The organism is Buchnera aphidicola (Chaitophorus sp. 3695), from assembly GCF_964058985.1.
Classification (GTDB): domain Bacteria; phylum Pseudomonadota; class Gammaproteobacteria; order Enterobacterales; family Enterobacteriaceae; genus Buchnera_J; species Buchnera_J aphidicola_BQ.
The window spans coordinates 390,226-413,290 of record NZ_OZ060379.1; the positions used below are offsets into that span (position 1 = coordinate 390,226).

At 25.7% G+C, this 23,065-nt stretch carries 35 protein-coding genes, 1 tRNA gene and 2 rRNA genes; 4 read left to right on the forward strand and 34 right to left on the reverse strand.

Going from position 1 to position 23,065, the window contains the following annotated elements; all coding sequences use genetic code 11:
* The first annotated feature begins 94 nt into the window (after positions 1–94).
* The gene (gene folD / locus AB4W58_RS01755) at positions 95–961 is read left to right on the forward strand and encodes a bifunctional methylenetetrahydrofolate dehydrogenase/methenyltetrahydrofolate cyclohydrolase FolD (RefSeq protein WP_367673973.1); all 867 of its coding nucleotides are present in this window, start codon (positions 95–97) and stop codon (positions 959–961) included.
* A gap of 2 nt (positions 962–963) precedes the next feature.
* Here the strand turns inward: folD and cysS are convergent, their stop codons facing one another.
* Complete coding sequence (gene cysS / locus AB4W58_RS01760) at positions 964–2,340, reverse strand: cysteine--tRNA ligase (protein WP_367673974.1); 1,377 nt, start codon at positions 2,338–2,340, stop codon at positions 964–966.
* Positions 2,341–2,412: 72 nt separating this feature from the next.
* Between cysS and AB4W58_RS01765 the strand changes: the two genes are divergently transcribed.
* Positions 2,413–2,676 (forward strand): DUF493 family protein, encoded by a 264-nt coding sequence (locus tag AB4W58_RS01765; RefSeq protein WP_367673975.1) that lies wholly within the window; start codon positions 2,413–2,415, stop codon positions 2,674–2,676.
* A gap of 90 nt (positions 2,677–2,766) precedes the next feature.
* On the opposite strand, the gene cspE is transcribed toward AB4W58_RS01765, so the two are convergent.
* The 6 genes from cspE to AB4W58_RS01795 form a co-directional block, all read right to left on the reverse strand.
* Positions 2,767–2,976, reverse strand: a complete 210-nt coding sequence (cspE, locus tag AB4W58_RS01770; RefSeq protein WP_265226478.1) for a transcription antiterminator/RNA stability regulator CspE — start codon at positions 2,974–2,976, stop codon at positions 2,767–2,769.
* A 221-nt stretch (positions 2,977–3,197) separates the two neighbouring features.
* Positions 3,198–3,313 (reverse strand): 5S ribosomal RNA (gene rrf / locus AB4W58_RS01775).
* Between the two features lie 134 nt (positions 3,314–3,447).
* A 23S ribosomal RNA gene (locus tag AB4W58_RS01780) occupies positions 3,448–6,371 on the reverse strand.
* Between the two features lie 146 nt (positions 6,372–6,517).
* Positions 6,518–6,590: transfer RNA gene (locus AB4W58_RS01785), tRNA-Glu, on the reverse strand.
* 228 nt (positions 6,591–6,818) lie between these two features.
* Positions 6,819–7,646, reverse strand: a complete 828-nt coding sequence (aroE, locus tag AB4W58_RS01790) for a shikimate dehydrogenase (protein ID WP_367673976.1) — start codon at positions 7,644–7,646, stop codon at positions 6,819–6,821.
* Positions 7,639–8,199, reverse strand: a complete 561-nt coding sequence (locus AB4W58_RS01795) for a Sua5/YciO/YrdC/YwlC family protein (RefSeq protein WP_367673977.1) — start codon at positions 8,197–8,199, stop codon at positions 7,639–7,641. Before AB4W58_RS01795 ends, aroE begins: the two co-directional genes overlap by 8 nt.
* Before the next feature lie 115 nt (positions 8,200–8,314).
* Here AB4W58_RS01795 and def point away from each other — a divergent pair, with 115 nt between their 5' ends.
* Together def and fmt are read left to right on the forward strand one after the other, a co-directional pair.
* Complete coding sequence (gene def, locus AB4W58_RS01800) at positions 8,315–8,824, forward strand: peptide deformylase (RefSeq protein ID WP_367673978.1); 510 nt, start codon at positions 8,315–8,317, stop codon at positions 8,822–8,824.
* Entirely contained in the window at positions 8,811–9,755 is a 945-nt protein-coding gene (gene fmt, locus AB4W58_RS01805) for a methionyl-tRNA formyltransferase (RefSeq protein WP_367673979.1), read from the forward strand. Before def ends, fmt begins: the two co-directional genes overlap by 14 nt.
* A gap of 83 nt (positions 9,756–9,838) precedes the next feature.
* Here fmt and rplQ read toward each other — a convergent pair whose 3' ends face one another.
* The 27 genes from rplQ to rplC all read right to left on the reverse strand — a co-directional run bounded on the left by rplQ (position 9,839) and on the right by rplC (position 23,062).
* Positions 9,839–10,228, reverse strand: a complete 390-nt coding sequence (gene rplQ, locus AB4W58_RS01810) for a 50S ribosomal protein L17 (protein WP_367673980.1) — start codon at positions 10,226–10,228, stop codon at positions 9,839–9,841.
* A 28-nt stretch (positions 10,229–10,256) separates the two neighbouring features.
* Positions 10,257–11,249 carry a DNA-directed RNA polymerase subunit alpha gene (gene rpoA, locus AB4W58_RS01815; protein ID WP_367673981.1) on the reverse strand — a complete coding sequence of 331 codons (993 nt, stop codon included), beginning with the start codon at positions 11,247–11,249 and terminating at the stop codon, positions 10,257–10,259.
* 22 nt (positions 11,250–11,271) lie between these two features.
* The gene (gene rpsD, locus AB4W58_RS01820; RefSeq protein WP_367673982.1) at positions 11,272–11,892 is read right to left on the reverse strand and encodes a 30S ribosomal protein S4; all 621 of its coding nucleotides are present in this window, start codon (positions 11,890–11,892) and stop codon (positions 11,272–11,274) included.
* A 41-nt stretch (positions 11,893–11,933) separates the two neighbouring features.
* Positions 11,934–12,323 (reverse strand): 30S ribosomal protein S11, encoded by a 390-nt coding sequence (rpsK, locus tag AB4W58_RS01825; protein ID WP_367673983.1) that lies wholly within the window; start codon positions 12,321–12,323, stop codon positions 11,934–11,936.
* 20 nt (positions 12,324–12,343) lie between these two features.
* Positions 12,344–12,700 carry a 30S ribosomal protein S13 gene (gene rpsM, locus AB4W58_RS01830; RefSeq protein WP_367673984.1) on the reverse strand — a complete coding sequence of 119 codons (357 nt, stop codon included), beginning with the start codon at positions 12,698–12,700 and terminating at the stop codon, positions 12,344–12,346.
* 72 nt (positions 12,701–12,772) lie between these two features.
* Positions 12,773–12,889, reverse strand: coding sequence for a 50S ribosomal protein L36 (gene rpmJ / locus AB4W58_RS01835; protein WP_265226468.1), 117 nt, complete (start codon positions 12,887–12,889; stop codon positions 12,773–12,775).
* Between the two features lie 29 nt (positions 12,890–12,918).
* The gene (secY, locus tag AB4W58_RS01840) at positions 12,919–14,256 is read right to left on the reverse strand and encodes a preprotein translocase subunit SecY (protein WP_367673985.1); all 1,338 of its coding nucleotides are present in this window, start codon (positions 14,254–14,256) and stop codon (positions 12,919–12,921) included.
* A gap of 9 nt (positions 14,257–14,265) precedes the next feature.
* Positions 14,266–14,697 (reverse strand): 50S ribosomal protein L15, encoded by a 432-nt coding sequence (gene rplO, locus AB4W58_RS01845; RefSeq protein WP_367673986.1) that lies wholly within the window; start codon positions 14,695–14,697, stop codon positions 14,266–14,268.
* A 10-nt stretch (positions 14,698–14,707) separates the two neighbouring features.
* Positions 14,708–14,884, reverse strand: coding sequence for a 50S ribosomal protein L30 (rpmD, locus tag AB4W58_RS01850; RefSeq protein WP_367674252.1), 177 nt, complete (start codon positions 14,882–14,884; stop codon positions 14,708–14,710).
* A gap of 7 nt (positions 14,885–14,891) precedes the next feature.
* The gene (gene rpsE / locus AB4W58_RS01855; protein ID WP_367673987.1) at positions 14,892–15,395 is read right to left on the reverse strand and encodes a 30S ribosomal protein S5; all 504 of its coding nucleotides are present in this window, start codon (positions 15,393–15,395) and stop codon (positions 14,892–14,894) included.
* A 13-nt stretch (positions 15,396–15,408) separates the two neighbouring features.
* Entirely contained in the window at positions 15,409–15,774 is a 366-nt protein-coding gene (gene rplR, locus AB4W58_RS01860; RefSeq protein ID WP_367673988.1) for a 50S ribosomal protein L18, read from the reverse strand.
* 1 nt (position 15,775) lies between these two features.
* Positions 15,776–16,321: a 50S ribosomal protein L6 gene (gene rplF / locus AB4W58_RS01865; RefSeq protein ID WP_367674253.1), complete on the reverse strand. Its 546-nt coding sequence runs from the start codon at positions 16,319–16,321 to the stop codon at positions 15,776–15,778.
* Positions 16,322–16,335: 14 nt separating this feature from the next.
* Positions 16,336–16,728, reverse strand: coding sequence for a 30S ribosomal protein S8 (gene rpsH / locus AB4W58_RS01870; RefSeq protein ID WP_367673989.1), 393 nt, complete (start codon positions 16,726–16,728; stop codon positions 16,336–16,338).
* A 32-nt stretch (positions 16,729–16,760) separates the two neighbouring features.
* Complete coding sequence (rpsN, locus tag AB4W58_RS01875; RefSeq protein WP_367673990.1) at positions 16,761–17,066, reverse strand: 30S ribosomal protein S14; 306 nt, start codon at positions 17,064–17,066, stop codon at positions 16,761–16,763.
* 22 nt (positions 17,067–17,088) lie between these two features.
* A complete protein-coding gene (gene rplE / locus AB4W58_RS01880; protein WP_367674254.1) occupies positions 17,089–17,628 on the reverse strand; it encodes a 50S ribosomal protein L5 in 540 nt (179 codons plus the stop codon).
* Between the two features lie 14 nt (positions 17,629–17,642).
* Positions 17,643–17,957, reverse strand: coding sequence for a 50S ribosomal protein L24 (rplX, locus tag AB4W58_RS01885; RefSeq protein ID WP_367673991.1), 315 nt, complete (start codon positions 17,955–17,957; stop codon positions 17,643–17,645).
* Positions 17,958–17,976: 19 nt separating this feature from the next.
* A complete protein-coding gene (rplN, locus tag AB4W58_RS01890; RefSeq protein ID WP_367673992.1) occupies positions 17,977–18,345 on the reverse strand; it encodes a 50S ribosomal protein L14 in 369 nt (122 codons plus the stop codon).
* A gap of 87 nt (positions 18,346–18,432) precedes the next feature.
* Positions 18,433–18,678, reverse strand: a complete 246-nt coding sequence (gene rpsQ / locus AB4W58_RS01895) for a 30S ribosomal protein S17 (RefSeq protein ID WP_367673993.1) — start codon at positions 18,676–18,678, stop codon at positions 18,433–18,435.
* The gene (rpmC, locus tag AB4W58_RS01900; protein ID WP_367673994.1) at positions 18,662–18,868 is read right to left on the reverse strand and encodes a 50S ribosomal protein L29; all 207 of its coding nucleotides are present in this window, start codon (positions 18,866–18,868) and stop codon (positions 18,662–18,664) included. Before rpmC ends, rpsQ begins: the two co-directional genes overlap by 17 nt.
* Positions 18,865–19,278 (reverse strand): 50S ribosomal protein L16, encoded by a 414-nt coding sequence (gene rplP, locus AB4W58_RS01905; RefSeq protein WP_367673995.1) that lies wholly within the window; start codon positions 19,276–19,278, stop codon positions 18,865–18,867. Before rplP ends, rpmC begins: the two co-directional genes overlap by 4 nt.
* Before the next feature lie 18 nt (positions 19,279–19,296).
* Positions 19,297–19,995: a 30S ribosomal protein S3 gene (rpsC, locus tag AB4W58_RS01910; protein ID WP_367673996.1), complete on the reverse strand. Its 699-nt coding sequence runs from the start codon at positions 19,993–19,995 to the stop codon at positions 19,297–19,299.
* A gap of 17 nt (positions 19,996–20,012) precedes the next feature.
* On the reverse strand, positions 20,013–20,345 hold the full coding sequence (gene rplV / locus AB4W58_RS01915; protein WP_367673997.1) for a 50S ribosomal protein L22: 333 nt from the start codon (positions 20,343–20,345) through the stop codon (positions 20,013–20,015).
* A 30-nt stretch (positions 20,346–20,375) separates the two neighbouring features.
* Entirely contained in the window at positions 20,376–20,654 is a 279-nt protein-coding gene (gene rpsS / locus AB4W58_RS01920) for a 30S ribosomal protein S19 (protein ID WP_367673998.1), read from the reverse strand.
* 24 nt (positions 20,655–20,678) lie between these two features.
* A complete protein-coding gene (rplB, locus tag AB4W58_RS01925; RefSeq protein WP_367673999.1) occupies positions 20,679–21,500 on the reverse strand; it encodes a 50S ribosomal protein L2 in 822 nt (273 codons plus the stop codon).
* A 16-nt stretch (positions 21,501–21,516) separates the two neighbouring features.
* Positions 21,517–21,816: a 50S ribosomal protein L23 gene (gene rplW / locus AB4W58_RS01930; protein ID WP_367674000.1), complete on the reverse strand. Its 300-nt coding sequence runs from the start codon at positions 21,814–21,816 to the stop codon at positions 21,517–21,519.
* Positions 21,810–22,418: a 50S ribosomal protein L4 gene (gene rplD, locus AB4W58_RS01935; RefSeq protein WP_367674001.1), complete on the reverse strand. Its 609-nt coding sequence runs from the start codon at positions 22,416–22,418 to the stop codon at positions 21,810–21,812. Before rplD ends, rplW begins: the two co-directional genes overlap by 7 nt.
* Complete coding sequence (gene rplC / locus AB4W58_RS01940; protein WP_367674002.1) at positions 22,409–23,062, reverse strand: 50S ribosomal protein L3; 654 nt, start codon at positions 23,060–23,062, stop codon at positions 22,409–22,411. The genes rplD and rplC overlap by 10 nt, the downstream gene beginning before the upstream one ends.
* Positions 23,063–23,065 lie beyond the last annotated feature (3 nt).

The window sequence follows — 23,065 nt, forward strand, 5'->3', positions numbered from 1 at the left end:
TTAATATTATAAATTATTTCTATAAAAAATACTAGTTTATACCTCTAAAAATTTATTTTTTTAAAAAAAATAATACATAGGATTATCAAATACTATGATCGCAAAAATAATTAATGGATTAAAAATAGCAAAAAAAATTCAAAAAAAAATTAAAAAAAAAATTAATGAAAGAAAAAAAAACGGTTTATTTAGACCAGGATTAGCAGTTATATTAATAGGAAAAAATAAATCTTCTAAAATTTATGTTAAAAATAAAAAAATTGCATGTAAAAAAGTTGGTTTAAATTCAAAAATATGTAAATTATATGAATCTACTCCAGAAAAAAAAATTATTAATATCATTCAAGATTTTAATAAAAATCCTAAAATACATGGAATTCTAATACAATTACCTTTACCAAAAAATTTAAATACACCAAAAATATTAAGAAAAATTTCATATAAAAAAGATGTAGATGGATTTCATCCTTTTAATACAGGATTGTTATGCCAAAGAAATCCACGTTTAAGAGCTTGTACTCCTTTAGGAATTATGAATCTTTTAAAAGAATATAAAATTAATATAAAAGGATTAAATGCATTAATAATAGGAGCATCTAACATTGTTGGAAGACCTATGATGTTAGAATTATTATTAGCCGGATGCACTACAACTATTACACATAGATTTACTAAAAATTTAAATACATATATTAAACATGCAGATTTAATAGTAATTGCGATTGGTCAACCAAATTTTTTACATGGTACATGGATTAAAAAAGGAGCAATTATTATAGATGTAGGAATTAATAGATTAAAAAATGGTAATATAGTTGGAGATGTAGAATTTAATTCAAGTTATCTTAAAGCATCATATATTACACCTGTACCAGGAGGAGTAGGACCAATGACAGTAACTAGTTTACTTCAAAATACCTTATATATTTGTGAAAATTATTATGATAAAAAAAATCTTTAAATCTAAAAGTTCCAAAATGTTTCATTTTTTGTATCTTGAATATGTATTCCTAATTTTAATAACTTTTCTCTCAAAAAATCTGCTTTATCCCATAATTTTAATTTTCTTGCATGATTTCTTTTTTGAATAATTTTTTTTATTTTTTTATATAACTTTATATTTTTAATATAATTTAAATTATTAGAATCGATATTAAAATTAAAAAAACCTAAAATACTACCTAAGTAATATAATTTAGAAGAAAAAAATATAGCTTTTTCAAATTTTTTCATATCATATAAAATAATTATTTTTTTAACTAAATTTGATAGAATTAAAATTGCTAATGGTGTATTAAAACTATCATTCATAGCTTTCTTAAACAAATTAACATAATATAAAGAAGAATTATTTAAAGAAAAATTAAAATTTTTATTTATAGATAAATTAATACAAAAATACCATTTCTTTAATATTTTATTAATTTTAATTAAATTATTTACGTTATAATAAATTGGATGTTTATATTTAGTTGACAAAAAATAATAACGTATTACATCAGAACTAAAATAATTTATTAAATCTTTAATTAAAAAAGTATTTCCAAAAGACTTAGACATTTTTTTATTTTTTAAAATAATCATCCCTGTATGCATCCAATAATTTACAAATTTTTTCTTATAAAAACATTCTGATTGCGCTCTTTCATTTTCATGATGAGGAAAAATTAAATCATTTCCTCCTCCATGGATATCTAATGTATTTTTAAAATATAAATAATTAATTGCTGAACATTCAATATGCCAACCTGGTCTTCCATCTCCCCAAGGAGATTTCCAAGATATTTCATTATTTTTACTTTTTTTCCATAAAACAAAGTCATTTTTATAAATATTATTATTTTCTGAACTATTAAAATTATTTTTTTTATGCAATAATTGACCATAATTTTCATAACTTTTAATAGAAAATAAAACATCTCCTTTTTTATCAATATAAGCATTTTTATTTAAAATTAATACACTAATCATATTAATTATATCTACTATATGAGAAGTAACACAAGGTTCAAAAGAAGGTTTTAAAATATTTAAAGAATTAAAATCAATGTTCATTTGATTAATAATATTTTTTGTAAAAGAAATAATATTTTTTTTAATTAAATTTGATCGTTCAATAATTTTATCATCTATATCAGTAATATTTCTAACATATTTTACAGAATATCCTAAATTTCTAAAATAACGATTTACAATATCAAAGAATATAAATGTTCTTGCATGACCAATATGACAATTATCATATACAGTAACACCACATACATAAATAGAAACTTTTTTTTGAAGAATAGATTTGAAAATTTCTTTTTTTCGAGTTAAAGTATTAAAAATTTTTAACATTAATATTTCTCTATAAAATTAATTTAGAATCTATATAAAAATGAATATTACTCAAATATAATTAAGAAAATTATGTATAAAAAATTAAAAAAAATTATAAAATTTCCTTTATATTTTACTTTTAAAATTATATGTTTTAATAAAAAAAATATTGAAAAAGATATTTTTAAAATATTTCAAAAAAAAAAAATAAAAATAGAAAAAAAAAATATACATTACAGTAAAAAAAAAAAATATATATCATTTTCTTTAACTATATATGCAAATAAATTTAAATATATAGAATATATTTATAAAAAAGTTGGAATATTAAAATCTGTAAAAATGATTTTATAAAAAATTATATTATATTCTGTTCAGCACCTGTTATACAAAATAAAGCACTGAACAGTGTTAAAACATTTAAAAAAATTTTATAAGATATTCTTATAAACCGGTAACGTTAATTGCAGATGGACCTTTTTCTCCTTCTGTAATTTCAAACTCCACACTTTGTCCTTCTGCTAAAGTTTTAAATCCATCACTTTGAATAGCTGAAAAATGTACAAAAACATCTTTACTTCCATCTTCAGGAGTAATAAATCCAAAACCTTTTGCTTCATTAAACCATTTAACATTACCTTTAATCTTTGACATCTGTTTATTACCTTTACATGAAAATGATATATAATTACTTACATTAAATGTTAATTAAAATTTTATTAAAATAAATTTTATGAAATATTAAAAATTAAATTAATATAAATTATTAAATTAACGATGTGAAAAAATAAACTTTTATTTTCAAATTTTAATTTTTTGAAAATAAAAGTTTATTTTATTTTTATACTTTTGAAATGTTTTAAAAAATATTAATAACCTGGAAATTTCCTACTCTCACACAGGGAGACCCTGAACTACCATCGGCGTTATAATGTTTCACTTCTGAGTTCGAAATGGATTCAGGTGGTACCATTACACTATTTTAACCAGGTTATTAAATTTTTAAATTTTGTATACTTTAATATACAAAATTATATATTAAAGTATACATATTTTATATATTTATTTTTAATCGGTAACAAGTATTTTTTTAATTAATATTTTTAAAAACACCTCTGGTGTTGTAAGGTTAAGCCGCTCGGGTCATTAGTACTAGTTAGCTGAACACATTGCTGTGCTTACACATCTAGCCTATCTACGTTGTAGTCTCCAACGTCCCTTCAGTAAACTTACAAGAGTTTCAGGGAAGATTAATCTTGGGGTAAGTTTCGTGTTTAGATGCTTTCAGCACTTATCTTTTCCGCATATAGCTACCGGGCAATGCCATTGGCATGACAACCCGAACACCAGTGATGCGTCCACTTCGGTCCTCTCGTACTAGAAATAGATCCCCTCAATCTTCCAACGCCCACGGCAGATAGGGACCGAACTGTCTCACGACGTTCTAAACCCAGCTCGCGTACCACTTTAAATGGCGAACAGCCATACCCTTGGGACCTGCTTCAGCCCCAGGATGTGATGAGCCGACATCGAGGTGCCAAACACCGCCGTCGATATGAACTCTTGGGCGGTATTAGCCTGTTATCCCCGGAGTACCTTTTATCTGTTGAGCGATGGCCATTCCATACAGAACCACCGGATCACTAAGACCTGCTTTCGCATCTGATTGCGTTATCACGCTCTCAGTTAAACTGGCTTATGCCTTTGCACTAAACTTACGATTTCCGACCGTAATTAGCCAATCTTTGTACTCCTCCGTTACTCTTTGGGAGGAGACCGCCCCAGTCAAACTACCCACCAGACATTGTCTCTACACCGGTTAACGGTGCTAGGTTAGAATATTAATATTTAAAGGGTGGTATTTCAAGGTTGACTCCACTAATACTAGCGTATTAGATTCAACGTCTCCCACCTATCCTACACATTAAATATCAACATTCAATGTCAAGATATAGTAAAGGTTCACGGGGTCTTTCCGTCTTGCCGCGGGTACACTGCATCTTCACAGCAATTTCAATTTCACTGAGTCCCAGATGGAGACAGCCTAGCCATCATTACGCCATTCGTGCAGGTCGGAACTTACCCGACAAGGAATTTCGCTACCTTAGGACCGTTATAGTTACGGCCGCCGTTTACCGGGGCTTCATTTTAGAGCTTTAAGTTTTACCTTTAACTCCTTTATTTAACCTTCCGGCACCGGGCAGGCGTCACACCGTATACGTCCATTTTCATGTTTGCACAGTGCTGTGTTTTTAATAAACAGTTGCAGCTAGCTGGTATCTTCGACTAACTTCAGCTAAAGGAGTAAATCCTCTTACTTACGAGTTAGCGTGCCTTCTCCCGAAGTTACGGCACCATTTTGCCTAGTTCCTTCATCTGGGTTCTCTCAAGCGCTTTAGTATACTCTACCTAACTACCTGTGTCGGTTTGTGGTACGATTTGAATTTATCTGATGCTTAGAGAATTTTCTTGGAAATATGGTATAAATTACTTAGTTACCGTAATAACTCGTCATCACGCCTTAACTTAAAAAATATTCGGATTTTCCTAAATATTTACGTCTACACGTTTAAACCAAGACAACCGTCGCTTGGATAATTTAACCTCTTTCGTCCTCCCGTCGCAATAAATTCAAGCACAGGAATATTAACCTGTTGTCCATCGACTACGCTTTTCAGCCTCGCCTTAGGGGTCGGCTTACCCTGCCTCGATTAACGTTGGACAGGAAACCTTAGTCTTTCAGCGAGCAGGTTTTTCACCTGCTTTATCGTTACTCATGTCAGCATTCGCACTTCTGATTCCTCCAATATACTTCACAATATATCTTCTACGGTTTACAGAACGCTCCTCTACCCAGTAAAAAAAATACTGCCGCAGCTTCGGTACATAATTTAGCCCCGTTAAATCTTCCGCGCAAGCCGACTTGACCAGTGAGCTATTACGCTTTCTTTAAATGATGGCTGCTTCTAAGCCAACATCCTGGCTGTTTATGCCTTCTCACATCGTTTCCCACTTAATTATGATTTTGGGACCTTAGCTGGCGGTCTGGGTTGTTTCCCTTTCCACAACGAACGTTAGCACCCGCTGTGTGTCTCCCGTGATAACATTCTACGGTATTCGGAGTTTGCATCGGATTGGTAAGTCAGTATGACCCCCTAACCGAAACAGTGGCTCTACCCCCGAAGATGAATTTCACGAGGCGCTACCTAAATAGCTTTCGAGGAGAACCAGCTATCTCCCGGTTTGATTGGCCTTTCACCCCTAGCCATAGGTCATCCGCTGATTTTTCAACATCAGTCGGTTCGGTCCTCCAATTAGTTTTACCTAACTTTCAACCTGCCCGTGGCTAGATCACCGGGTTTCGGGTCTGTACCCTGAAACTAAAACGCCCATTTCAGACTCGGTTTCCCTACGGCTCCCCTTTTTTAAAAATTCGGTTAACCTTGCTACAGAGTACAAGTCGCTGACCCATTATACAAAAGGTACGCAGTCACTCTATAAAATTGAGCTTCTACTGCTTGTACGTATACGGTTTCAGGATCTATTTCACTCCCCTAACAGGGGTTCTTTTCGCCTTTCCCTTACGGTACTAGTTCACTATCGGTCAGTCAGGAGTATTTAGCCTTAGAGGATGGTCCCCCTATCTTCAAACAAGATTTCTCGTGTCTCGTTTTACTTTTCGAGCTTACAATATATTTTTTTCATTTACAGGGCTATCACCTTGTATCGCTAATTTTTCCAAATTATTCTATTAAAAATAAAATTATAATTTATGCTCTGGGCTTTTCCCTTTTCGCTCGCCACTACTAAGGGAATCTCAATTGATTTCTTTTCCTCAAGGTACTTAGATGTTTCAGTTCCCTTGGTTTGCTTTATTTATCTATTTTATTCAATAAATAATATCATATAAAAATATGATGGGTTTCCCCATTCGGATATCGCCGACTATAACGTTTCTTATCAACTTATCGACGCTTTTCGCAGATTAGTACGTCCTTCATCGCCTCTGACTGCCAAGGCATCCACCATATACGCTTTTTTACTTAACCTTACAACCCACAGGTGTTTTAATAATTAAATTATACTTGTTCCGAATTTTTAAAGAACTTAAAAAAAATAATATTTTAAATAAAGTTTAACTTAAAAAACAATTATATCATAATAATTTAAAATAATAAATATTTTTTTTAAATGTTGTCCCCTAGGGGAATTGAACCCCTGTTGCTGCCGTGAAAGGGCAGTGTCCTAGACCGCTAGACGAAGGGGACTAATTTTTACAATAATTATTTTATTTTTGAAAAAATTTTTATAATTGTATTACAAAATATTTAAAAATAAAATATTTTTTTTTTTTTGCTAATGTAACTATTTTACATATTCAAAAATAAGAGTCAAGTAATTTATAATAATTAATAAAAAAAAATATAAAATATATATTTAAAATATTAATAAATTTTATAAAAAAAATAATAACAATGAATATAAAAAATAATATATTAATTCTTTAAAATATCTAAAATATTTTTTATATTAGGAAAAATATTAGTCCATAAAAAAAATGAATGAGCTGCTTGATTAACTAACATTCCTATTCCATTATACACTCTTGTTGCACCTAATTTTTTACAAAACTTCATAAAAAAAGTATCTGTATTTCCATAAAACATATCATAACAAATAATTTTTTTATTAAAAATATCAGAAGGTATTACTAAAGGTGAATTATTAGAAATTCCAGCTGAAGTAGCATTAATAATAATTTGAAATTTATTTTTATTTAATTGATGTAATTTTAAACATTTAATATATCCAAATTTTCTAAATTTTTTTGATAAAATTTGAGCTTTTTTAATAGTTCTATTAGTAATATAAATATTACATCCAAATTTTAATAAAGGGTAAATAATTCCTCTAGCTGCTCCACCTGCACCTAAAATTAATATATTATCATTTTTATTTATTAAATTTTTAAATTTTAAATCTGTAAGTAAACCAATTCCATCTGTATTATCTCCAATAATTTCACCTATATAATTTTTTTTTAACGTATTAATAGAACCAGATATCTTTGCTCTTTTTGTTAAATTTGTACAAATAGAATACACTTTTTCTTTAAATGGTAGAGTAATATTCGCTCCTTTACCTCCATTTTTAAAAAAACTTAAAATTTCTGTTAAAAAAAATTTCTTTGATGCACAAATCCGAATATATTTTTCATTTAAATCATACTTTTTTAAAAAAAAATTATGTATTTTAGGAGATTTACTATGATTTATTGGATTTCCAAATACAGCATAATAAATATTTTTATTCAAATTAATCACGTACAATTTCTCCAGTTAATAAATTAATAATCTTAGAAGGTTTTTTTTTATTTCCTAAAAATCCGTTTAAAATTGGAAAATTTTTTCCAAAAATTTTTTTAACTTGTTTTATATTTTTACAAGGTTTTTCTCCAGATATATTTGCACTTGTAGAAATAATAGGTTTATTAAAATACAAACATAAGTTTTTTATTAATTTATGTTGAGTAATTCGTACAGCAATTAATTTAGAATTACCCGTTAACCAAATTGGTACTTTAGAATGAGCGGGAACCAGATAAGTAAAAAATTTTTTTTTATTTAACAAAAGATGTTTTTTTTTTAAAATTTTTTTTTCAATAATATAAGGAATTAACTGATTGTAATGATAAGATATTAATATAAATCCTTTATTTATATTTCTATTTTTTATAAATAACAATTTTTTTACTGCAATTTCACTATCCGGATTGCAACCTAATCCAAAAACTGATTCTGTTGGATAAGCTATCACTTCATTTTGATGTAATTTTTTTATACAATTTTTTAAAGAAAACAACAAACTTTTATTCATAACATATAATCCTTTTATAAAAAATTATTTTATAAAAATATATTTTTATTTTATAAAATTCTTTTCATATAATAATGTATAATATTGCACATTTAAAAATCAAAAAATTAAAACAATGCATATTTTTAAAATATTAAAATACCCAGATCAAAATCTCCGTAAAATTGCTAAACCTGTAAAAATTTTTGATAAAAAAATTCAATATATAGTTAAAAAAATGTTTCAAACAATGTATAAAAAAAAAGGAATTGGTTTAGCTGCAATACAAGTTAATATTCAATTACAAATTATAGTTATAGATAAAATATATCCTTTAAAATATCCATTAGTTTTAATTAATCCTAAAATTCAAAAAAAAAATGGAAAAATAAAAATAAAAGAAGGATGTTTATCTATTCCAAATTATGAATATGAAATTAGTTCTAGATTTAAAAATATTACTGTTTCTGGATATGATATTTATGGAAAAAATTTTATTTTAGACGCAGAATATTTACTTTCTGTCTGCATACAACATGAAATAGATCATTTAAACGGTAAATTATTTATAGATTATTTATCATCTTTAAAAAAAGATAGAATTAAAAAAAAATTAATAAAAAAAAAATATAATGAAAAAAATTAAAATAATTTTTGCAGGAACTGATAAATTTTCTTCTATACATTTAAATGAATTAATTTTAAAAAAATTTAATATATTAACCGTAATTACAAAAACAGATAAAAAAATCGGTAGAGGAAAAAAAATTCAATTTTCTGAAGTAAAAAAAACAGCTATTAAACATAAATTACAACTTATACAATTAGATTCATTAAATTTAGAAAAATATTCTAAGATTTTAAAAAAAAAAAAACCAGATATGATGATTATTGTTTCATTTGGATTAATAATACCAAATAAAATAATTAAAATCTTTCGGTTAGGATGTATTAATATTCATACTTCTTTGTTGCCAAAGTTTAGAGGTCCATCACCTATTCAATCAGCTATACTACAAGGAGAAAAAAAAACAGGAATTAGTATAATTCAAATAAATAATAAATTAGATACAGGAAATATTTTATATAAAAAATCAATTAATATAAAAAAAACAGATACATATAATACATTAAAAAAAAAACTAACTATATTAGGAAAAAAATCTTTAATTAAATTCTTAAAAAATATTGTTTTAAAAAAAACACTATCTATCCCGCAAAATGAAAATAAAGCAACTTATACAAAAAAAATATATAAAAAAAATGGTTTAATTAATTGGAATAAAAAAGCATCAAAAATAGAAAAAAAAGTTAGAGCTTTTAATTCATGGCCAGGAACTTTCTTTTTTATAAAAAAAATTATGATTAAAATTATGAAAGTAAATATTATTAAGTCTACTAAAAAAATAACACCAGGAAAAATTATTCAAGCCGATAAAAATGGAATATTAATAAGTACTAAAAATAATTTAATTAACGTTACAGAATTACAAATTTCTGGAAAAAAAATAAACAAAGTATGCAAAATAATACATTCTTATAAAAAATTATTTAAAATAGGTCGTGTTTTACTTTAAAAAAAATTTTAAAAAATTAAAAAATTCTACAAAAAACAAAACGGCATTCCTATGCCGTTTGTTCTTTATACATAAGATAATTTCTATTTATTTTTTAAAATTTTATTTTGTATATTATTTCTATTTACTAACAATACATACGCCATAGGAGATTTATCTCCATTTCTATAACCACATTTAATAATTTTAGTATATCCACCTGGTCTTTTTTTAAAAAAAGGACCTAAATCTGAAAATAGCTTATGTAAAATACTATTATTTCTAATTTTAGAAAAAAGTAATCTTCGATTAGATAAATTATCAATCTTAGAAACTGTAATCATAGGTTCTGCTATTCTTCTTAATTCTTTTGATTTTGCTAAAGTAGTTTTAATTTTCTCATGTAAAAATAATGCACATGATAAATTTATTAACATTGATTTTAAATGACTACCTTTTCTATTTAATTTACGACCAACTTTTTGATGTCGCATAATTTATAAGATTCCTTTTAAATCTATTTTATTCTTCTAAAATACTTTTTGGAGGCCAATTTTCTAATTTAGTTCCTAATGACAAATTTCTAGCTGCTAATATATCTTTAATTTCTGTTAACGATTTTTTTCCTAAATTAGGAGTTTTTAATAAATCTATTTCATTTTTTTGTATTAAATCACCAATATAATGTATTGATTCTGCTTTTAAACAATTTGCAGATCTTACAGTTAATTCTAAATCATCTACAGGTTTTAATAGAATTGAATCAAATTCAGGCTGTACAACTGGTACTATTGGTTCACGCATATCTTTTAAATCAATAAAATGTTCTAATTGATTTGATAAAATAGTAGCTGCTTTTCGAATAGAATCTTCTGGATCAATTGTACCATTAGTTTCTATTTCTATTATCAATTTATCTAAATCTGTTCTTTGCTCTACTCTAGCAGCTTCTACTTGATAAGAAATACGTTCAATCGGACTATAACATGCATCAATAAATAATTTTCCGATGCTATTATGTTCATGTGTATTATTTTTAAAACGAGTAGACGCTGGAGAGTATCCTCTCCCTTTTTCTACTTTAATTTTCATATTAATAGAAGATGAACGATTAGTTAAATTACATATCATGTGATTTAAATTTACAATTTCTACACTCGAATCACATTGAATATCAGAGGCTGTAACTACACCTATACCTTGTTTTTGCAAAGTTAAGTAAGAAAAATCTTTATCATAAATCTTTATAGGTAATTCTTTTAAATTTAATAAAATTTCTAATATATCTTCTTTAATTCCCTCTTTCGTGCTATATTCATGTAAAATACCTTCTATTTCTACCTCAGTTACAGCGCATCCAGGTAAAGAAGATAAAAGAATTCTACGTAATGCGTTTCCTAAAGTATGTCCAAATCCACGCTCTAAAGGTTCTAAAGTAACTTTAGAATGTTTATAATCAAATTGTTGAATATTTACTAATCTAGGCTTTAAAAAATTTATTAATGAGTCTTCCATTATTAAACCTGTATAAAAAAAATTATTTCGAATAAAGTTCTACTATTAAATGCTCCTGAATTTCAGAAGATAAATCTATTCTATCTGGTACTCTAATAAAAGTTCCTTTCATTTTTAAAGAGTTTACTTCAATCCAAGCTGATTTTTCTTTTTGTTCAGAAAGCTCTAAAGCAGCTTTAATTCTTAAATGTTTTTTAAACTTATCTCGAACTTCAATAATATCATTAGGAGATAATTGATATGAAGGAATGTTTACTATAATATTATTAACAGTAATAGATTTATGACTAACCAACTGTCTTGCTTCTAAGCGCGTCGTACTAAATCCCATTCTGTAAACTACATTATCTAATCTATTTTCTAGACATCTTAATAAATTTTCTCCAGTATTACCTTTAGATTTAGCAGAAATTTTATAATAATTTCTAAATTGTTTTTCTAAAATTCCGTATAAACGACGTACTTTTTGTTTTTCTCTCAATTGTTTACCATATTCTGAAACTCTTTTTTTTCTTATACAATGCTGTCCTGGTAAATGATCCATTTTACATTTTGAACCAATTGATCTTAAGCCAGATTTTAAATATAAATCTGTTTTTTCGCGTCTACATAATTTTAATTTTGGACCTAAATATTTTCCCATAGAAATACTCTTTTTAATTTCTTTTTAAATTTTTAAAAATTTTATACTCGTCTTTTTTTAGGTGGTCTGCATCCATTATGAGGAATAGGAGTAATATCTGTAATATTTGTAATTTTAAATCCTGCAGCATTTAATGCTCTAATAGTAGATTCTCTTCCAGGTCCAGGACCTTTGACCATTACTTCTAAATTTTTTATACCATAATCTTTAACTTTTTCAGAACATTTTTCTGCAGCTACTTGTGCAGCAAAAGGAGTAGATTTTCTAGAACCACGAAAACCAGAACCACCAGAAGTAGCCCATCCTAAAGTGTTTCCTTTTTTATCGGTAATAGTAACAATAGTATTATTAAAAGATGCATAAATATGTGCGATACCATCTAAAAATTTTTTTTTAACACGTTTTTTAATTCTATTTTTTTTTTTTTGCATAATAATTTTAATTACCTAAATTATTTTTTTATTAATTTACGAGGTCCTTTTCTAGTACGAGCATTAGTTTTCGTACGTTGCCCTCTTACAGGAAGTTTTCTACGATGACGTACACCTCTATAACAACCTAAATCTATCAATCTTTTTATATTTAAAGTATTTTCTCTTCTTAAATCACCTTCTACAATAAACTTTGCAACTTCTAATCTTAATTCTTCTATTTGATCTTTACTTAATTCTGAAATTTTTGTTATATTATTTATTTTTAAAGTGTTACAAATAATTTTAGATCGAGATTTTCCAATTCCATAAATAGATGTTAAAGCTATTATAGTACGCTTTTGATCAGGAACATTGATTCCTGCTATACGAGCCAATTTTAACTCCTTATTATCATTAATAAAATTATTTTAAAATTTTTATAATATAAAAATGTTGTGTTTTATTTTTTATCCTTGTCTTTGTTTATGTTTTGGATCATTACTACATATTACTCGCACTACATTTTTTCTTCGTATAATTTTACAATTTCTACATAATTTTTTTATAGAAGTACGAACTTTCATTAGATCTCCGGAATTAATATCAATATAATTTATCTTGTTAAATTTAAATTTGCTCTACGAAAAGATGATTTATATTGTCTAGACACCATTAATGTTTGCAATTGAGTAATCAAATCTATAATTACTACAACAACTATTAATAATGAAGTTCCTCCAAAATAAAATGGAACATGTGTTAAAAAATGCATTAATTCTGGAATTAAACAAATAAAAACAATATATATTGCATTAATAAAGGTTAATCGAAACATAATTTTTTTAATATAATTAGAAGTGTTTTCTCCAGGTCGAATTCCTTGAATAAAAGCTCCAGATTTCTTTAAATTATCTGAAGTTTCTCTAGAATCAAAAGCTAAATTAGTATAAAAAAAACAAAAGAAAATAATAGCACAAGTATATAAAATCATATATAAAAATGTTCCTGGTTGTAAATTTATGCAAAATAAATTTAACAAATAACAAGAATTATGATTATTTTCTTTAATCCAAGATGCAATAGTTGTTGGAAATAGTATTATACTAGAAGCAAAAATTGCTGGAATCACTCCGGACATATTAATTTTTAATGGTAAATGAGCAATATTATTAGAAATATGCATTCTTTTATTTTGCTGTCTATTAGAATAATGAATAACTATTTTTCTTTGACTTCGTTCAATAAAAACAACAAAATAAATAATTAAAAAAATTAAAATAACCGTTACAAATAAAAGTAATATACTTAAATTATTTAATCTTAATGCTTCTAAAGTATGAAAAACAGCTATTGGTAAATTTGCCATAATTCCTGCAAAAATGATTACAGAAATTCCATTTCCAAGTCCATATTCTGTAATTAAATCTCCAATCCACATTAAAAATATTGTTCCAGTCACTAAACTTACTATAGTTGTTAAATAGAAACATATATCTAACTTAAAAATTAATGTTCTCATACCTGGCATATTAGGTAAACTTAAAGCAATTCCTAAAGCTTGTATAATCGATAAACATACTGTTAAATATTTAGTATATTGATTAATCTTTTCACGACCGATTTCTCCTTCTTTTTTTAAATCTTTCCAAGTTGGATAAATAAAAGTTAATAATTGTACAATAATTGAAGATGAAATATAAGGCATAATACCTAAAGAAAAAATCGAGGCTCGACTTAAAGATCCTCCAGAAAACATATTTAACATTTCTATAATTGTACCTTGTTGATTTTTTAATAATTTCGATAAAGATACTGTATCAATTCCAGGTACAGGAATAAAAGAACCTAAACGAAAAATTATTAAAGCAAAAATTAAAAAAAATAATCTATTTTTAATTTCATAAAAATTTATTCCAATATTTTTAAAATTTAAACCTAATTTTTTATCCATTTGATATTATTATTCCTCAATCTTTCCCCCACAAGATTCAATATGCAAACGAGCTCCTTTTGTTACAGACAATCCTTTAATAATTAAAGGAATGAAAATTTTTCCAGAAGAAATAATTTTTACATATTTAATATATGGTTTAATTATATTTCTTTTTTTTAAAAGATTTAAATCAATAAATTTTTTATTTAAATTTAATAATTCTGACAATTTTAATTCTGATCTATATTTTTTTTTATTTGAATTAAAACCAAACTTTGGTATTCTTCTATATAAAGGAGTTTGACCTCCTTCGAAACCTCTTCTAATTCTACTACCAGTTCTAGATTTTTGTCCTTTGTGTCCTCTACCTGCTGTTTTACCTAAACCAGAACCAATACCTCTACCCACACGTTTTCTTTTCTTTTGATAGGAATTTTTAAATATAGTATTTAAATACATGAATATTTACCTATTTTACTTTTAACATATATGAAATTTTTTTAATCATACCTAAAATCGATTTATTTTTTTTTCTTTGCACAATATGATTAATATAACGCAATCCTAAACCTTTTAATATAGCTTTATGTTTTGGTAAGATACCGATCTTACTCTTAACTTGTTGAATTATTAAAAATTTTTCCATAGTATTTTTACTCAAAAATATCTCGAATTGATTTATTTCTTTTATTAGCAATATCTTGTGGAGATTTCATATTACATAATCCATTAATAGTTGCTCTAACTACATTAATTGGATTCGTAGATCCATATACTTTTGTTAACACATTTTTAATTCCAGATACTTCTAATACAGAACGCATTACACCACCTGCAATGATACCTGTTCCTGCAGCTGCAGGTTTCATAAATATTCTAGAACTAATATAAGTTTCATAAATAGTATGTTGTAAAGTATGATCTTTTAATTGAAAACTAATCATATTTTTTCTTGCTTTATCCATTGCTTTTTGAATAGCAAAAGGAACTTCTTTAGATTTTCCATATCCAAAACCAACTTTACCTTTATGATTTCCTACTACAACTAATGCGCTAAATGAAAAAATTCTTCCACCTTTAACAGTTGTAGAAACTCGATTTAAAGTAATTAATTTTTCTTGTAAATCTTTAATATTTTTTTTTTCAAAATACATCATATAATTTTATACCTTAAAACTGAAGACCATATTTACGAGCAGAATTTGCTAATGATTCAATTCTTCCATGATATTTAAAACCTGAACGATCAAAAGACACTTTTATGATTCCTTTTTTTAAAGCGCGTTGTGCAATAATTTTACCCACTATTTCAGAAGAAATCTTATTTCCAGTATATCCTAAATTTTTATTAATATTTTTTTCTAAAGTTGATGCTGTCACTAAAACAGAAAAATGATTAGAAGAAATAATCTGAGCATAAATATGACGAGAAGTTTTATGTACTACTAAACGTATTTTATTTAAAGATTTTAATTTTTTACGTATTTTTAAAGCTCTTTTTTTTCTAGATTTATGCGTTAAATTTAAAACTTTCATATTACTTTTTCTTTGCCTCTTTTGTTTTTACAAATTCATTAAAATATCGTACACCTTTTCCTTTATAAGAATCAGGTTTACGATAATTCCTTAAATTTGCAGAAACTTGTCCTACTAATTGTTTATCTATACCTTCAATTAGAATTTCTGTTGATGAAATTAATTTAATATTAATGCTTAATGGTATAATATATGTAATATTATGTGAATATCCTAAAGATAATACAAGTTTCTTTTTATTCACATCTTCTATAAAAAACTTATATCCAACTCCAATTAAAGTTAATTTTTTAGAAAAACCAGATGTAACTCCAATAATCATAGAATTAGTTAATGATCTAGCAGTACCTGCTTGCATCCATCCTAATGAATCAGATACAGAATACGCTTTAAAACTTAATATATTATTTATATAACTAATACTAACTAATTTATTAAAAGTTCGTTTTAATGTACCTTTTTTACCTGTAATGATCATATCTTGATTTTTTAATATAATTTTAATATCATTAGGAACTATAATAGAACGTTTAGCAATTCTAGACATATTCTTTCCTTTAATTAAGAGACATAGCAAATAATCTCTCCACCTAAACCTTTTTTTCTAGCTTCTTTATCAGATAATACACCTTTAGATGTAGACATAATTACAATACCTAGACCAGAAATTACTTGTGGAATTTCATTTTTTCTTTTATATATTCTTAGTCCAGGTTTACTTATTCTTGTTATATTTTCTATTACTGGTTTGCCTTTAAAATATTTTAAAAAAATTTTTAAATTAGATTTTTTAAAATTTTTTACAGAATAATTTTCTATATAACCTTCTTTTTTTAAAAGTTTAGTAATTTCTTTTTTAAAATTAGAAAAAGGTATATTTACTGAAATTTTATTTGAAAACTGAGCATTTTTAATACGCACAAACATATCAGATATAGGATCTTGCATACTCATAATATATTTCCCTAATACAAATTAAAATACTTTTACCAACTTGATTTTCTTAAACCAGGAACTTCTCCTCTCATAGCTGCTTCTCTTAATTTAATTCTACTAAAACCAAATTTTCTTAAAAAACCATGCGGTCTACCTGTAATATAACAACGATTTCTTTGACGTGACATACTAGAATCTCTAGGTAACTTTTGTAACTTTAAAACAGCTTTCCAGCGTTTTTCTTTAGACAATTTTGTATTTATAATTATAGATTTTAATTGCATTCTTTTAGTATAAAACTTTTTAGATAAGTATCTTCTTTTGATTTCTCTTTCTTTCATGCATTGCTTAGCCATTTAGTCAATACCTTAAATTTAATTATTTACGAAAAGGAAAATTAAACTTTGATAATAAATAAAATGCTTCTAAATTAGATTTAGCTGTAGTCACTATTGATATATCTAACCCTCTAATTTTATCAATTTTATCATAATCTATTTCAGGAAAAATAATTTGTTCTTTGATACCAAAATTATAATTTCCATATTTATCAAAAGATTTTTTCGGAAAACCTCTAAAATCTCGAATCCTAGGCATAGCAATATTAATTAATTTATTTAAAAATTGCCATTTTCTTAAACGTCTTAAGGTTACTTTACATCCAATTGAATTTCCTTGTCTAATTTTAAATCCTGCAATAGACTTTCTAGCTTTCGTCACTATAGGTTTTTGTCCAGAAATTAAAGTTAAATCAGAAATCGCATATTCTAACTTTTTTTTATTATTTAATGCTTCTCCGACTCCCATATTTAATGTAATTTTATCTATTTTTGGAACTTGCATTATAGAAGTATAATTAAATTTTTTAATAAATTTTGGAATTACTTTTTTTTTATAAAAACTATACATGTCAATCATCATTATATTCCAATTTATTGAATAGATAAATTATTAGACTTAAAAAAGCGAACTTTTTTTCCTTGAGAAAATTTAAATCCTATTTTATCTGGTTTATTTGTATTAGGATTTAACAGAGCAATATTAGAAATATGAATATAAGATTCTACTTTTATAATACCTCCTAATTTATTTTCTGCTGGAACAGGTTTAATATGTTTTTTTACTATATTAATACCTTTAACAATAACCTTATTCATCGATAAAATTTTTTGTACTATTCCAATCTTACCTCGATCTTTTCCTGATATAACTATTACTTTATCATTCGTTCGAATTTTTAATGCCATTTTATTATACCTATAAATTTTATAATACTTCAGGTGCTAAAGAAATAATTTTCATAAATTTTTCTGTACGTAACTCACGAGTTACTGGACCAAAAATACGTGTTCCAATCGGTTGTTCGTTATTATTTAAAACTACACATGCATTATTATCAAATCTTAATACAGAACCATCTGATCTGCGAATACCTTTTTTAGTTCTAACGATCACTGCTTTTAATACATCTCCTTTTTTAACTTTTCCTCTAGGAATAGCTTCTTTAATAGCAATTTTTATTATATCTCCAATATTAGCGTATCTACGTTTAGAACCACCTAATACTTTAATACACATTACAGAACGAGCTCCAGAATTATCTGCTATATTTAATATAGTTTGTTCTTGAATCACTTTTCATTTACCTTGTTATAAAAAATTTAAAATTTAAAAAAAAATAAAATTCAATAAAATATTATGTTTTAAAGTATTTTATTAAATTTATTTTTTTATAATATTTACTAATGTCCAAGATTTATTCTTAGAAATTGGACGACACTCTTTAATATACACATAATCTCCAATAGAACATGTATTATTTTCATCATGTACACAAAATTTTGTTCTTTTTTTTATAAATTTTTTATATGCGTTATGTTTTATAAACCTTTCTACAAGAACAATAATTGATTTTTGCATTTTATTACTTATGACAATTCCTTGTAAAAATTTACTTTTTTCGAACATTGACTCGATCCTTTTCAGATATGACTGTTTTAATAATCGCGATATTTTTTCTATTTATTTTTAATAAATGAGTTTGTTTTAACTTATTAGAAGAAAATTGTAATTTTAAATTAAATTGTTCTTTAAATAAATTTAATAACTCTATATTTAAAAAAGACAATTCTTTTTGTCTTAATTCAATAATTTTCATAATTCTTCCATTTTATAAACGAATATAGTTTTTACAGGTAATTTATCTGAAGCTAATTTAAATGCTTGACGAGATTCTTCCTCAGAAATTCCAGTAATTTCATATAAAATTTTTCCTGGTTGAATTAATGCAACCCAATATTCAACATTTCCTTTTCCTTTTCCCATTCTAACCTCTAAAGGTTTTTGAGTAATAGGTTTATCTGGAAAAATACGTATCCATAGTTTTCCTAATCTTTTAACATATCGAGCAATACTTCTTCTAGCAGACTCAATTTGACGAGATGTTAGACGACCTCTAGTAATTGCTTTTAAACCAAAAGTTCCAAAAACAATGTTATCATTTACAATTATACCTCTATTACGACCTTTATGCATTTTTCTAAATTTAGTACGTTTAGGTTGAAGCATTATAAAAAATTCTCCTTACTAACTTTTTTTTATTCTATTTTTATTAAAATTTATATTAGAATTATTTTTATTTTCAATATTAGGCATGCCTCCTAAAATTTCTCCTTTAAAAATCCAAACTTTTACGCCTACTACACCATAAATAGTATGTGCTGGTATAGAACTATAATCAATGTCTGCACGTAAAGTATGCAATGGAACACGTCCTTCTCTTTGCCATTCTGTTCTAGCAATTTCTGAACCACCTAATCTTCCACTAATTTCTACTTTAATACCTTTCGCACCATGTCTCATAGAATTTTGAATAGATCGTTTCATAGCTCGACGATAAAGAACTCTTTTTTCTAACTGAGAAGCAATATTATCTGCTACTAATTTTGCATCTAATTCTGGTTTTCGTATTTCTGAAATAGTAACTTGTGCTGATACATTAGCAATTTTAGAAATAATTTTTTTTAAATTTTCTATATCTTCACCTTTTTTACCAATTACAATTCCTGGTCTAGAAGTATATATAATGACTTTTATAGCTTTAGAATGCCTTTCTATAATAATTTTAGAGATCGACGCACGAACCAACTTTTTCATTAAAAATTGACGCACTTCAAAATCATTACTTAAATATTCAGAAAAATTTTTACTATTAGAAAACCATATCGAATTCCATTTTTTTATAATCCCTAATCTCATACCATGTGGATGTACTTTTTGTCCCATTATTATATTTCTCCAAATTACAAGTCTGATACTACAATTTTAATATGACTGGTACGTTTTAATATTTGATCTGCTTTTCCTTTTGCACGAGGTATCATACGTTTTATAGTTGGACCTTCATCTATTAAAATTTCACAAATTCTTAATAAATCAATATCTAATCCTTGATTATTTTCTGCATTAGAAATTACTGATTCTAATACTTTTTTTATTAATAACGCTGCTTTTTTCTTAGAAAAATTCAGTATATTAATCGCTTTTTCTACTTTTTTTCCACGAATTTCATCTGCAATTAATCTTAATTTTTGAGCAGAAGAACGAGCTTTTTTATACGTAGCGCAAACTTTCACAAATATTTTCCTTGTATATCTAAACGGGAATTAACGTTGTTTAATTTTCTTATCAGCTGAATGCCCTCTATACGTTCTAGTTAAAGAGAATTCACCTAATTTATGACCAACCATTTCTTCTGTAATAAAAATAGGAATATGTTGTTTTCCATTATGTACTGCAATAGTTAAACCTACCATATTTGGAAAAATAGTAGATCTTCTCGACCATGTTTTAATTGGTTTACGACTTTTTTGAGATATAGATATATCTATTTTTTTTAATAAACTTACATCAATAAATGGTCCTTTTTTTAAAGAACGTGGCATAAAATATATCCTATATGTAATAAATTATTTTTTTCGAGAACGAATAATAAATTTTGTTGTTCTTTTATTTCTTCTTGTTTTCTTACCTTTAGTTTGTATACCCCATGGAGTCACTGGATGTTTTCCAAAATTTCTACCTTCACCTCCTCCATGTGGATGATCAATAGGATTCATAGCAGTTCCACGTACAGTAGGTCTAATTCCTCTCCAACGAGAAGCTCCTGCTTTTCCTAAAACTTGTAACATATGCTCTGTATTTCCTACTTCACCAATAGTAGCTCTACAATATGACAATATTTTTCTCATTTCTCCAGAACGCATACGTACACTAACATAATCATGTTCTTTAGAAATAATTTGTAAATAACTTCCAGCAGAACGAGCTAATTGTCCTCCTTTTCCAGGTTTTAATTCAACATTATGAATAAATGAACCTACAGGAATTTTATTTAATGGTAAAGAATTTCCTATTTTAATACTTACGTTTTTTCCAGAACATATTTTAGATCCAACTTTAAGACCTTTGGGAGCTAAAATATAACTATATGTTCCATCTCTATATAAAATTAAAGCAATATTTGAAGAACGATTAGGATCATATTCTAAACGAATTACAACAGCAAAAATATTATCTTTTGTTCTTTTAAAATCTATGATTCGATATGATCTTTTATGTCTTCCTCCAATATGTCTAGTAGTAATTCTACCTTTATTATTCCTTCCACCACTTTTATTATTTTTTTTTAATAAATTTGAAAAAGGTTTACCTTTATATAAATTAGGATCTACTACTTTTATTACATGACGACGGCCAGGAGAAGTTGGTTTACATTTAATAATTGTCATTAATTTATTCTCTAATTTATTCTGAATTATTCAAGAAATCTAAATTTTGATCAGATTTTAAAAAAACATATGCTTTTTTCCAATTTTTTTTAAAAAATATATTTTTTCCTTTATTTTTTTTTTTACCTTTAACATTTAAGAGATTGACTTTTTTTACTTTTAATTGAAACATATTTATGACAGATATTTTAATTTCTTTTTTTGTAGCATTTTTATTGACTTTTAATACTAATACATTATTTTCTTTAGATTGATTAGATTTTTCCGAAACATATATAGATTGAATAGTCTGAAATAAAAAATTTTTCTTTAACATGAAAGAATTTCCTCTAATTTTTTTAACGCTTTTAATGTTATTAAAATTTTTCTATAATTTAATAAAATTAAAGGATTTATAGAATTTACACTTACAGCTGTAATTTTATATAAATTTCTAGATGCTAAAAATATATTTTTATCAATTTCTTTTTTTATAATCATTACATGTTTTATGCAAATTGTATTTAATTTTTTTAATAATACTTTTGTACGAGGAAATTTAATTTCAAATGTCTTAAATACAATAATACAATTCTCTCTAATTAATTTAGATAATATACATTTTAATGCTCCACGATACATTTTTTTATTAATTTTTTTAAAATAATCTTTAGGTTTAGCAGCAAATGTAACACCTCCAGAACGCCATAGAGGACTTCTTAAAGATCCTGCACGAGCTCTTCCTGTACCTTTTTGACGCCAAGGTTTTTTTCCAGATCCAGAAACTTCTGCTCGACTTTTTTGAGATTTAGTACCCTGTCTTTGAGAATAATAATATGATTTTAAAACTTGATTTACTAATAATTCATTAAAATCACAGTTAAATATATTAGATGATATTTTTATTGTTTCTTGAGTATCTTTTAAGGTTAATTCCATGATTTTACTCCTTTAATGTTTTTTATAGAAGGTTTAATAATTAAATCTCCACCTAACATGCCAGGAACCGAACCTTTAATTAAAATATAATTTTTATTCTTATTTATTTCAATTACTGATAAACTTTGTATAGTCACCTTTTTATTTCCCAAATGACCTGACATTTTTTTACCTTTAAAAACACGTCCTGGAGTTTGATTTTGTCCAATCGATCCAGGTGCTCTATGCGATAAAGAATTTCCATGTGAAGCGTCTTGAGAAGAAAAATTCCAACGTTTAATAGTTCCAGCAAAACCTTTTCCTTTAGATATTCCTGTAACATCCACTTTTTTAATATCTTTAAAAAAATCTACATAAAAATTTTGCCCTATAAAAAAATTACTTTTATTTAATACTTTAAATTCCCATAATCCACGACCTGGTTTCACATCATTTTTTTTAAAATGTCCCAATTTTGGTTTATTTAAATCTTTATTTTTTTTTTCTCCAGTAGTTAATTGTACTGTAAAAAATTTTTTTAAATATTGATTTTTAATTTGTGTGATTCTATTTTCAACTATTTCAATAACAGTTATCGGAATTGAACTTCCTTCTTTATTAAAAATTCTTGTCATTCCAATTTTTTTACCTACTAATCCAAGCACGAT

Excerpts from the sequence above, each read along its gene's own strand:
- rpmC (WP_367673994.1), bottom strand. The coding sequence starts at position 18,868 with ATGAAAATTATTGAATTAAGACAAAAAGAATTGTCTTTTTTAAATATA.
- rplP (WP_367673995.1), bottom strand. The coding sequence starts at position 19,278 with ATGCTTCAACCTAAACGTACTAAATTTAGAAAAATGCATAAAGGTCGT.
- rplE (WP_367674254.1), bottom strand. The coding sequence starts at position 17,628 with ATGATTGACATGTATAGTTTTTATAAAAAAAAAGTAATTCCAAAATTT.
- rplR (WP_367673988.1), bottom strand. The coding sequence starts at position 15,774 with ATGAAAGTTTTAAATTTAACGCATAAATCTAGAAAAAAAAGAGCTTTA.
- rpsC (WP_367673996.1), bottom strand. The coding sequence starts at position 19,995 with ATGGGACAAAAAGTACATCCACATGGTATGAGATTAGGGATTATAAAA.
- def (WP_367673978.1), top strand. The coding sequence starts at position 8,315 with ATGCATATTTTTAAAATATTAAAATACCCAGATCAAAATCTCCGTAAA.
- rplB (WP_367673999.1), bottom strand. The coding sequence starts at position 21,500 with ATGACAATTATTAAATGTAAACCAACTTCTCCTGGCCGTCGTCATGTA.
- rpsN (WP_367673990.1), bottom strand. The coding sequence starts at position 17,066 with ATGGCTAAGCAATGCATGAAAGAAAGAGAAATCAAAAGAAGATACTTA.
- rpmJ (WP_265226468.1), bottom strand. The coding sequence starts at position 12,889 with ATGAAAGTTCGTACTTCTATAAAAAAATTATGTAGAAATTGTAAAATT.
- rpsH (WP_367673989.1), bottom strand. The coding sequence starts at position 16,728 with ATGAGTATGCAAGATCCTATATCTGATATGTTTGTGCGTATTAAAAAT.
- AB4W58_RS01795 (WP_367673977.1), bottom strand. The coding sequence starts at position 8,199 with ATGAATAAAAGTTTGTTGTTTTCTTTAAAAAATTGTATAAAAAAATTA.
- rplW (WP_367674000.1), bottom strand. The coding sequence starts at position 21,816 with ATGTTAAAGAAAAATTTTTTATTTCAGACTATTCAATCTATATATGTT.
- cspE (WP_265226478.1), bottom strand. The coding sequence starts at position 2,976 with ATGTCAAAGATTAAAGGTAATGTTAAATGGTTTAATGAAGCAAAAGGT.
- rpsE (WP_367673987.1), bottom strand. The coding sequence starts at position 15,395 with ATGATGTATTTTGAAAAAAAAAATATTAAAGATTTACAAGAAAAATTA.
- rplX (WP_367673991.1), bottom strand. The coding sequence starts at position 17,957 with ATGGCATTAAAAATTCGAACGAATGATAAAGTAATAGTTATATCAGGA.
- rplF (WP_367674253.1), bottom strand. The coding sequence starts at position 16,321 with ATGTCTAGAATTGCTAAACGTTCTATTATAGTTCCTAATGATATTAAA.
- AB4W58_RS01765 (WP_367673975.1), top strand. The coding sequence starts at position 2,413 with ATGTATAAAAAATTAAAAAAAATTATAAAATTTCCTTTATATTTTACT.
- rplQ (WP_367673980.1), bottom strand. The coding sequence starts at position 10,228 with ATGCGACATCAAAAAGTTGGTCGTAAATTAAATAGAAAAGGTAGTCAT.
- rpmD (WP_367674252.1), bottom strand. The coding sequence starts at position 14,884 with ATGGAAAAATTTTTAATAATTCAACAAGTTAAGAGTAAGATCGGTATC.
- rplD (WP_367674001.1), bottom strand. The coding sequence starts at position 22,418 with ATGGAATTAACCTTAAAAGATACTCAAGAAACAATAAAAATATCATCT.
- rpsQ (WP_367673993.1), bottom strand. The coding sequence starts at position 18,678 with ATGTTCGAAAAAAGTAAATTTTTACAAGGAATTGTCATAAGTAATAAA.
- rpsD (WP_367673982.1), bottom strand. The coding sequence starts at position 11,892 with ATGGGAAAATATTTAGGTCCAAAATTAAAATTATGTAGACGCGAAAAA.
- fmt (WP_367673979.1), top strand. The coding sequence starts at position 8,811 with ATGAAAAAAATTAAAATAATTTTTGCAGGAACTGATAAATTTTCTTCT.
- secY (WP_367673985.1), bottom strand. The coding sequence starts at position 14,256 with ATGGATAAAAAATTAGGTTTAAATTTTAAAAATATTGGAATAAATTTT.
- rpoA (WP_367673981.1), bottom strand. The coding sequence starts at position 11,249 with ATGGAAGACTCATTAATAAATTTTTTAAAGCCTAGATTAGTAAATATT.
- cysS (WP_367673974.1), bottom strand. The coding sequence starts at position 2,340 with ATGTTAAAAATTTTTAATACTTTAACTCGAAAAAAAGAAATTTTCAAA.
- folD (WP_367673973.1), top strand. The coding sequence starts at position 95 with ATGATCGCAAAAATAATTAATGGATTAAAAATAGCAAAAAAAATTCAA.
- rpsK (WP_367673983.1), bottom strand. The coding sequence starts at position 12,323 with ATGCAAAAAAAAAAAAATAGAATTAAAAAACGTGTTAAAAAAAAATTT.
- rplO (WP_367673986.1), bottom strand. The coding sequence starts at position 14,697 with ATGTATTTAAATACTATATTTAAAAATTCCTATCAAAAGAAAAGAAAA.
- rpsS (WP_367673998.1), bottom strand. The coding sequence starts at position 20,654 with ATGCCACGTTCTTTAAAAAAAGGACCATTTATTGATGTAAGTTTATTA.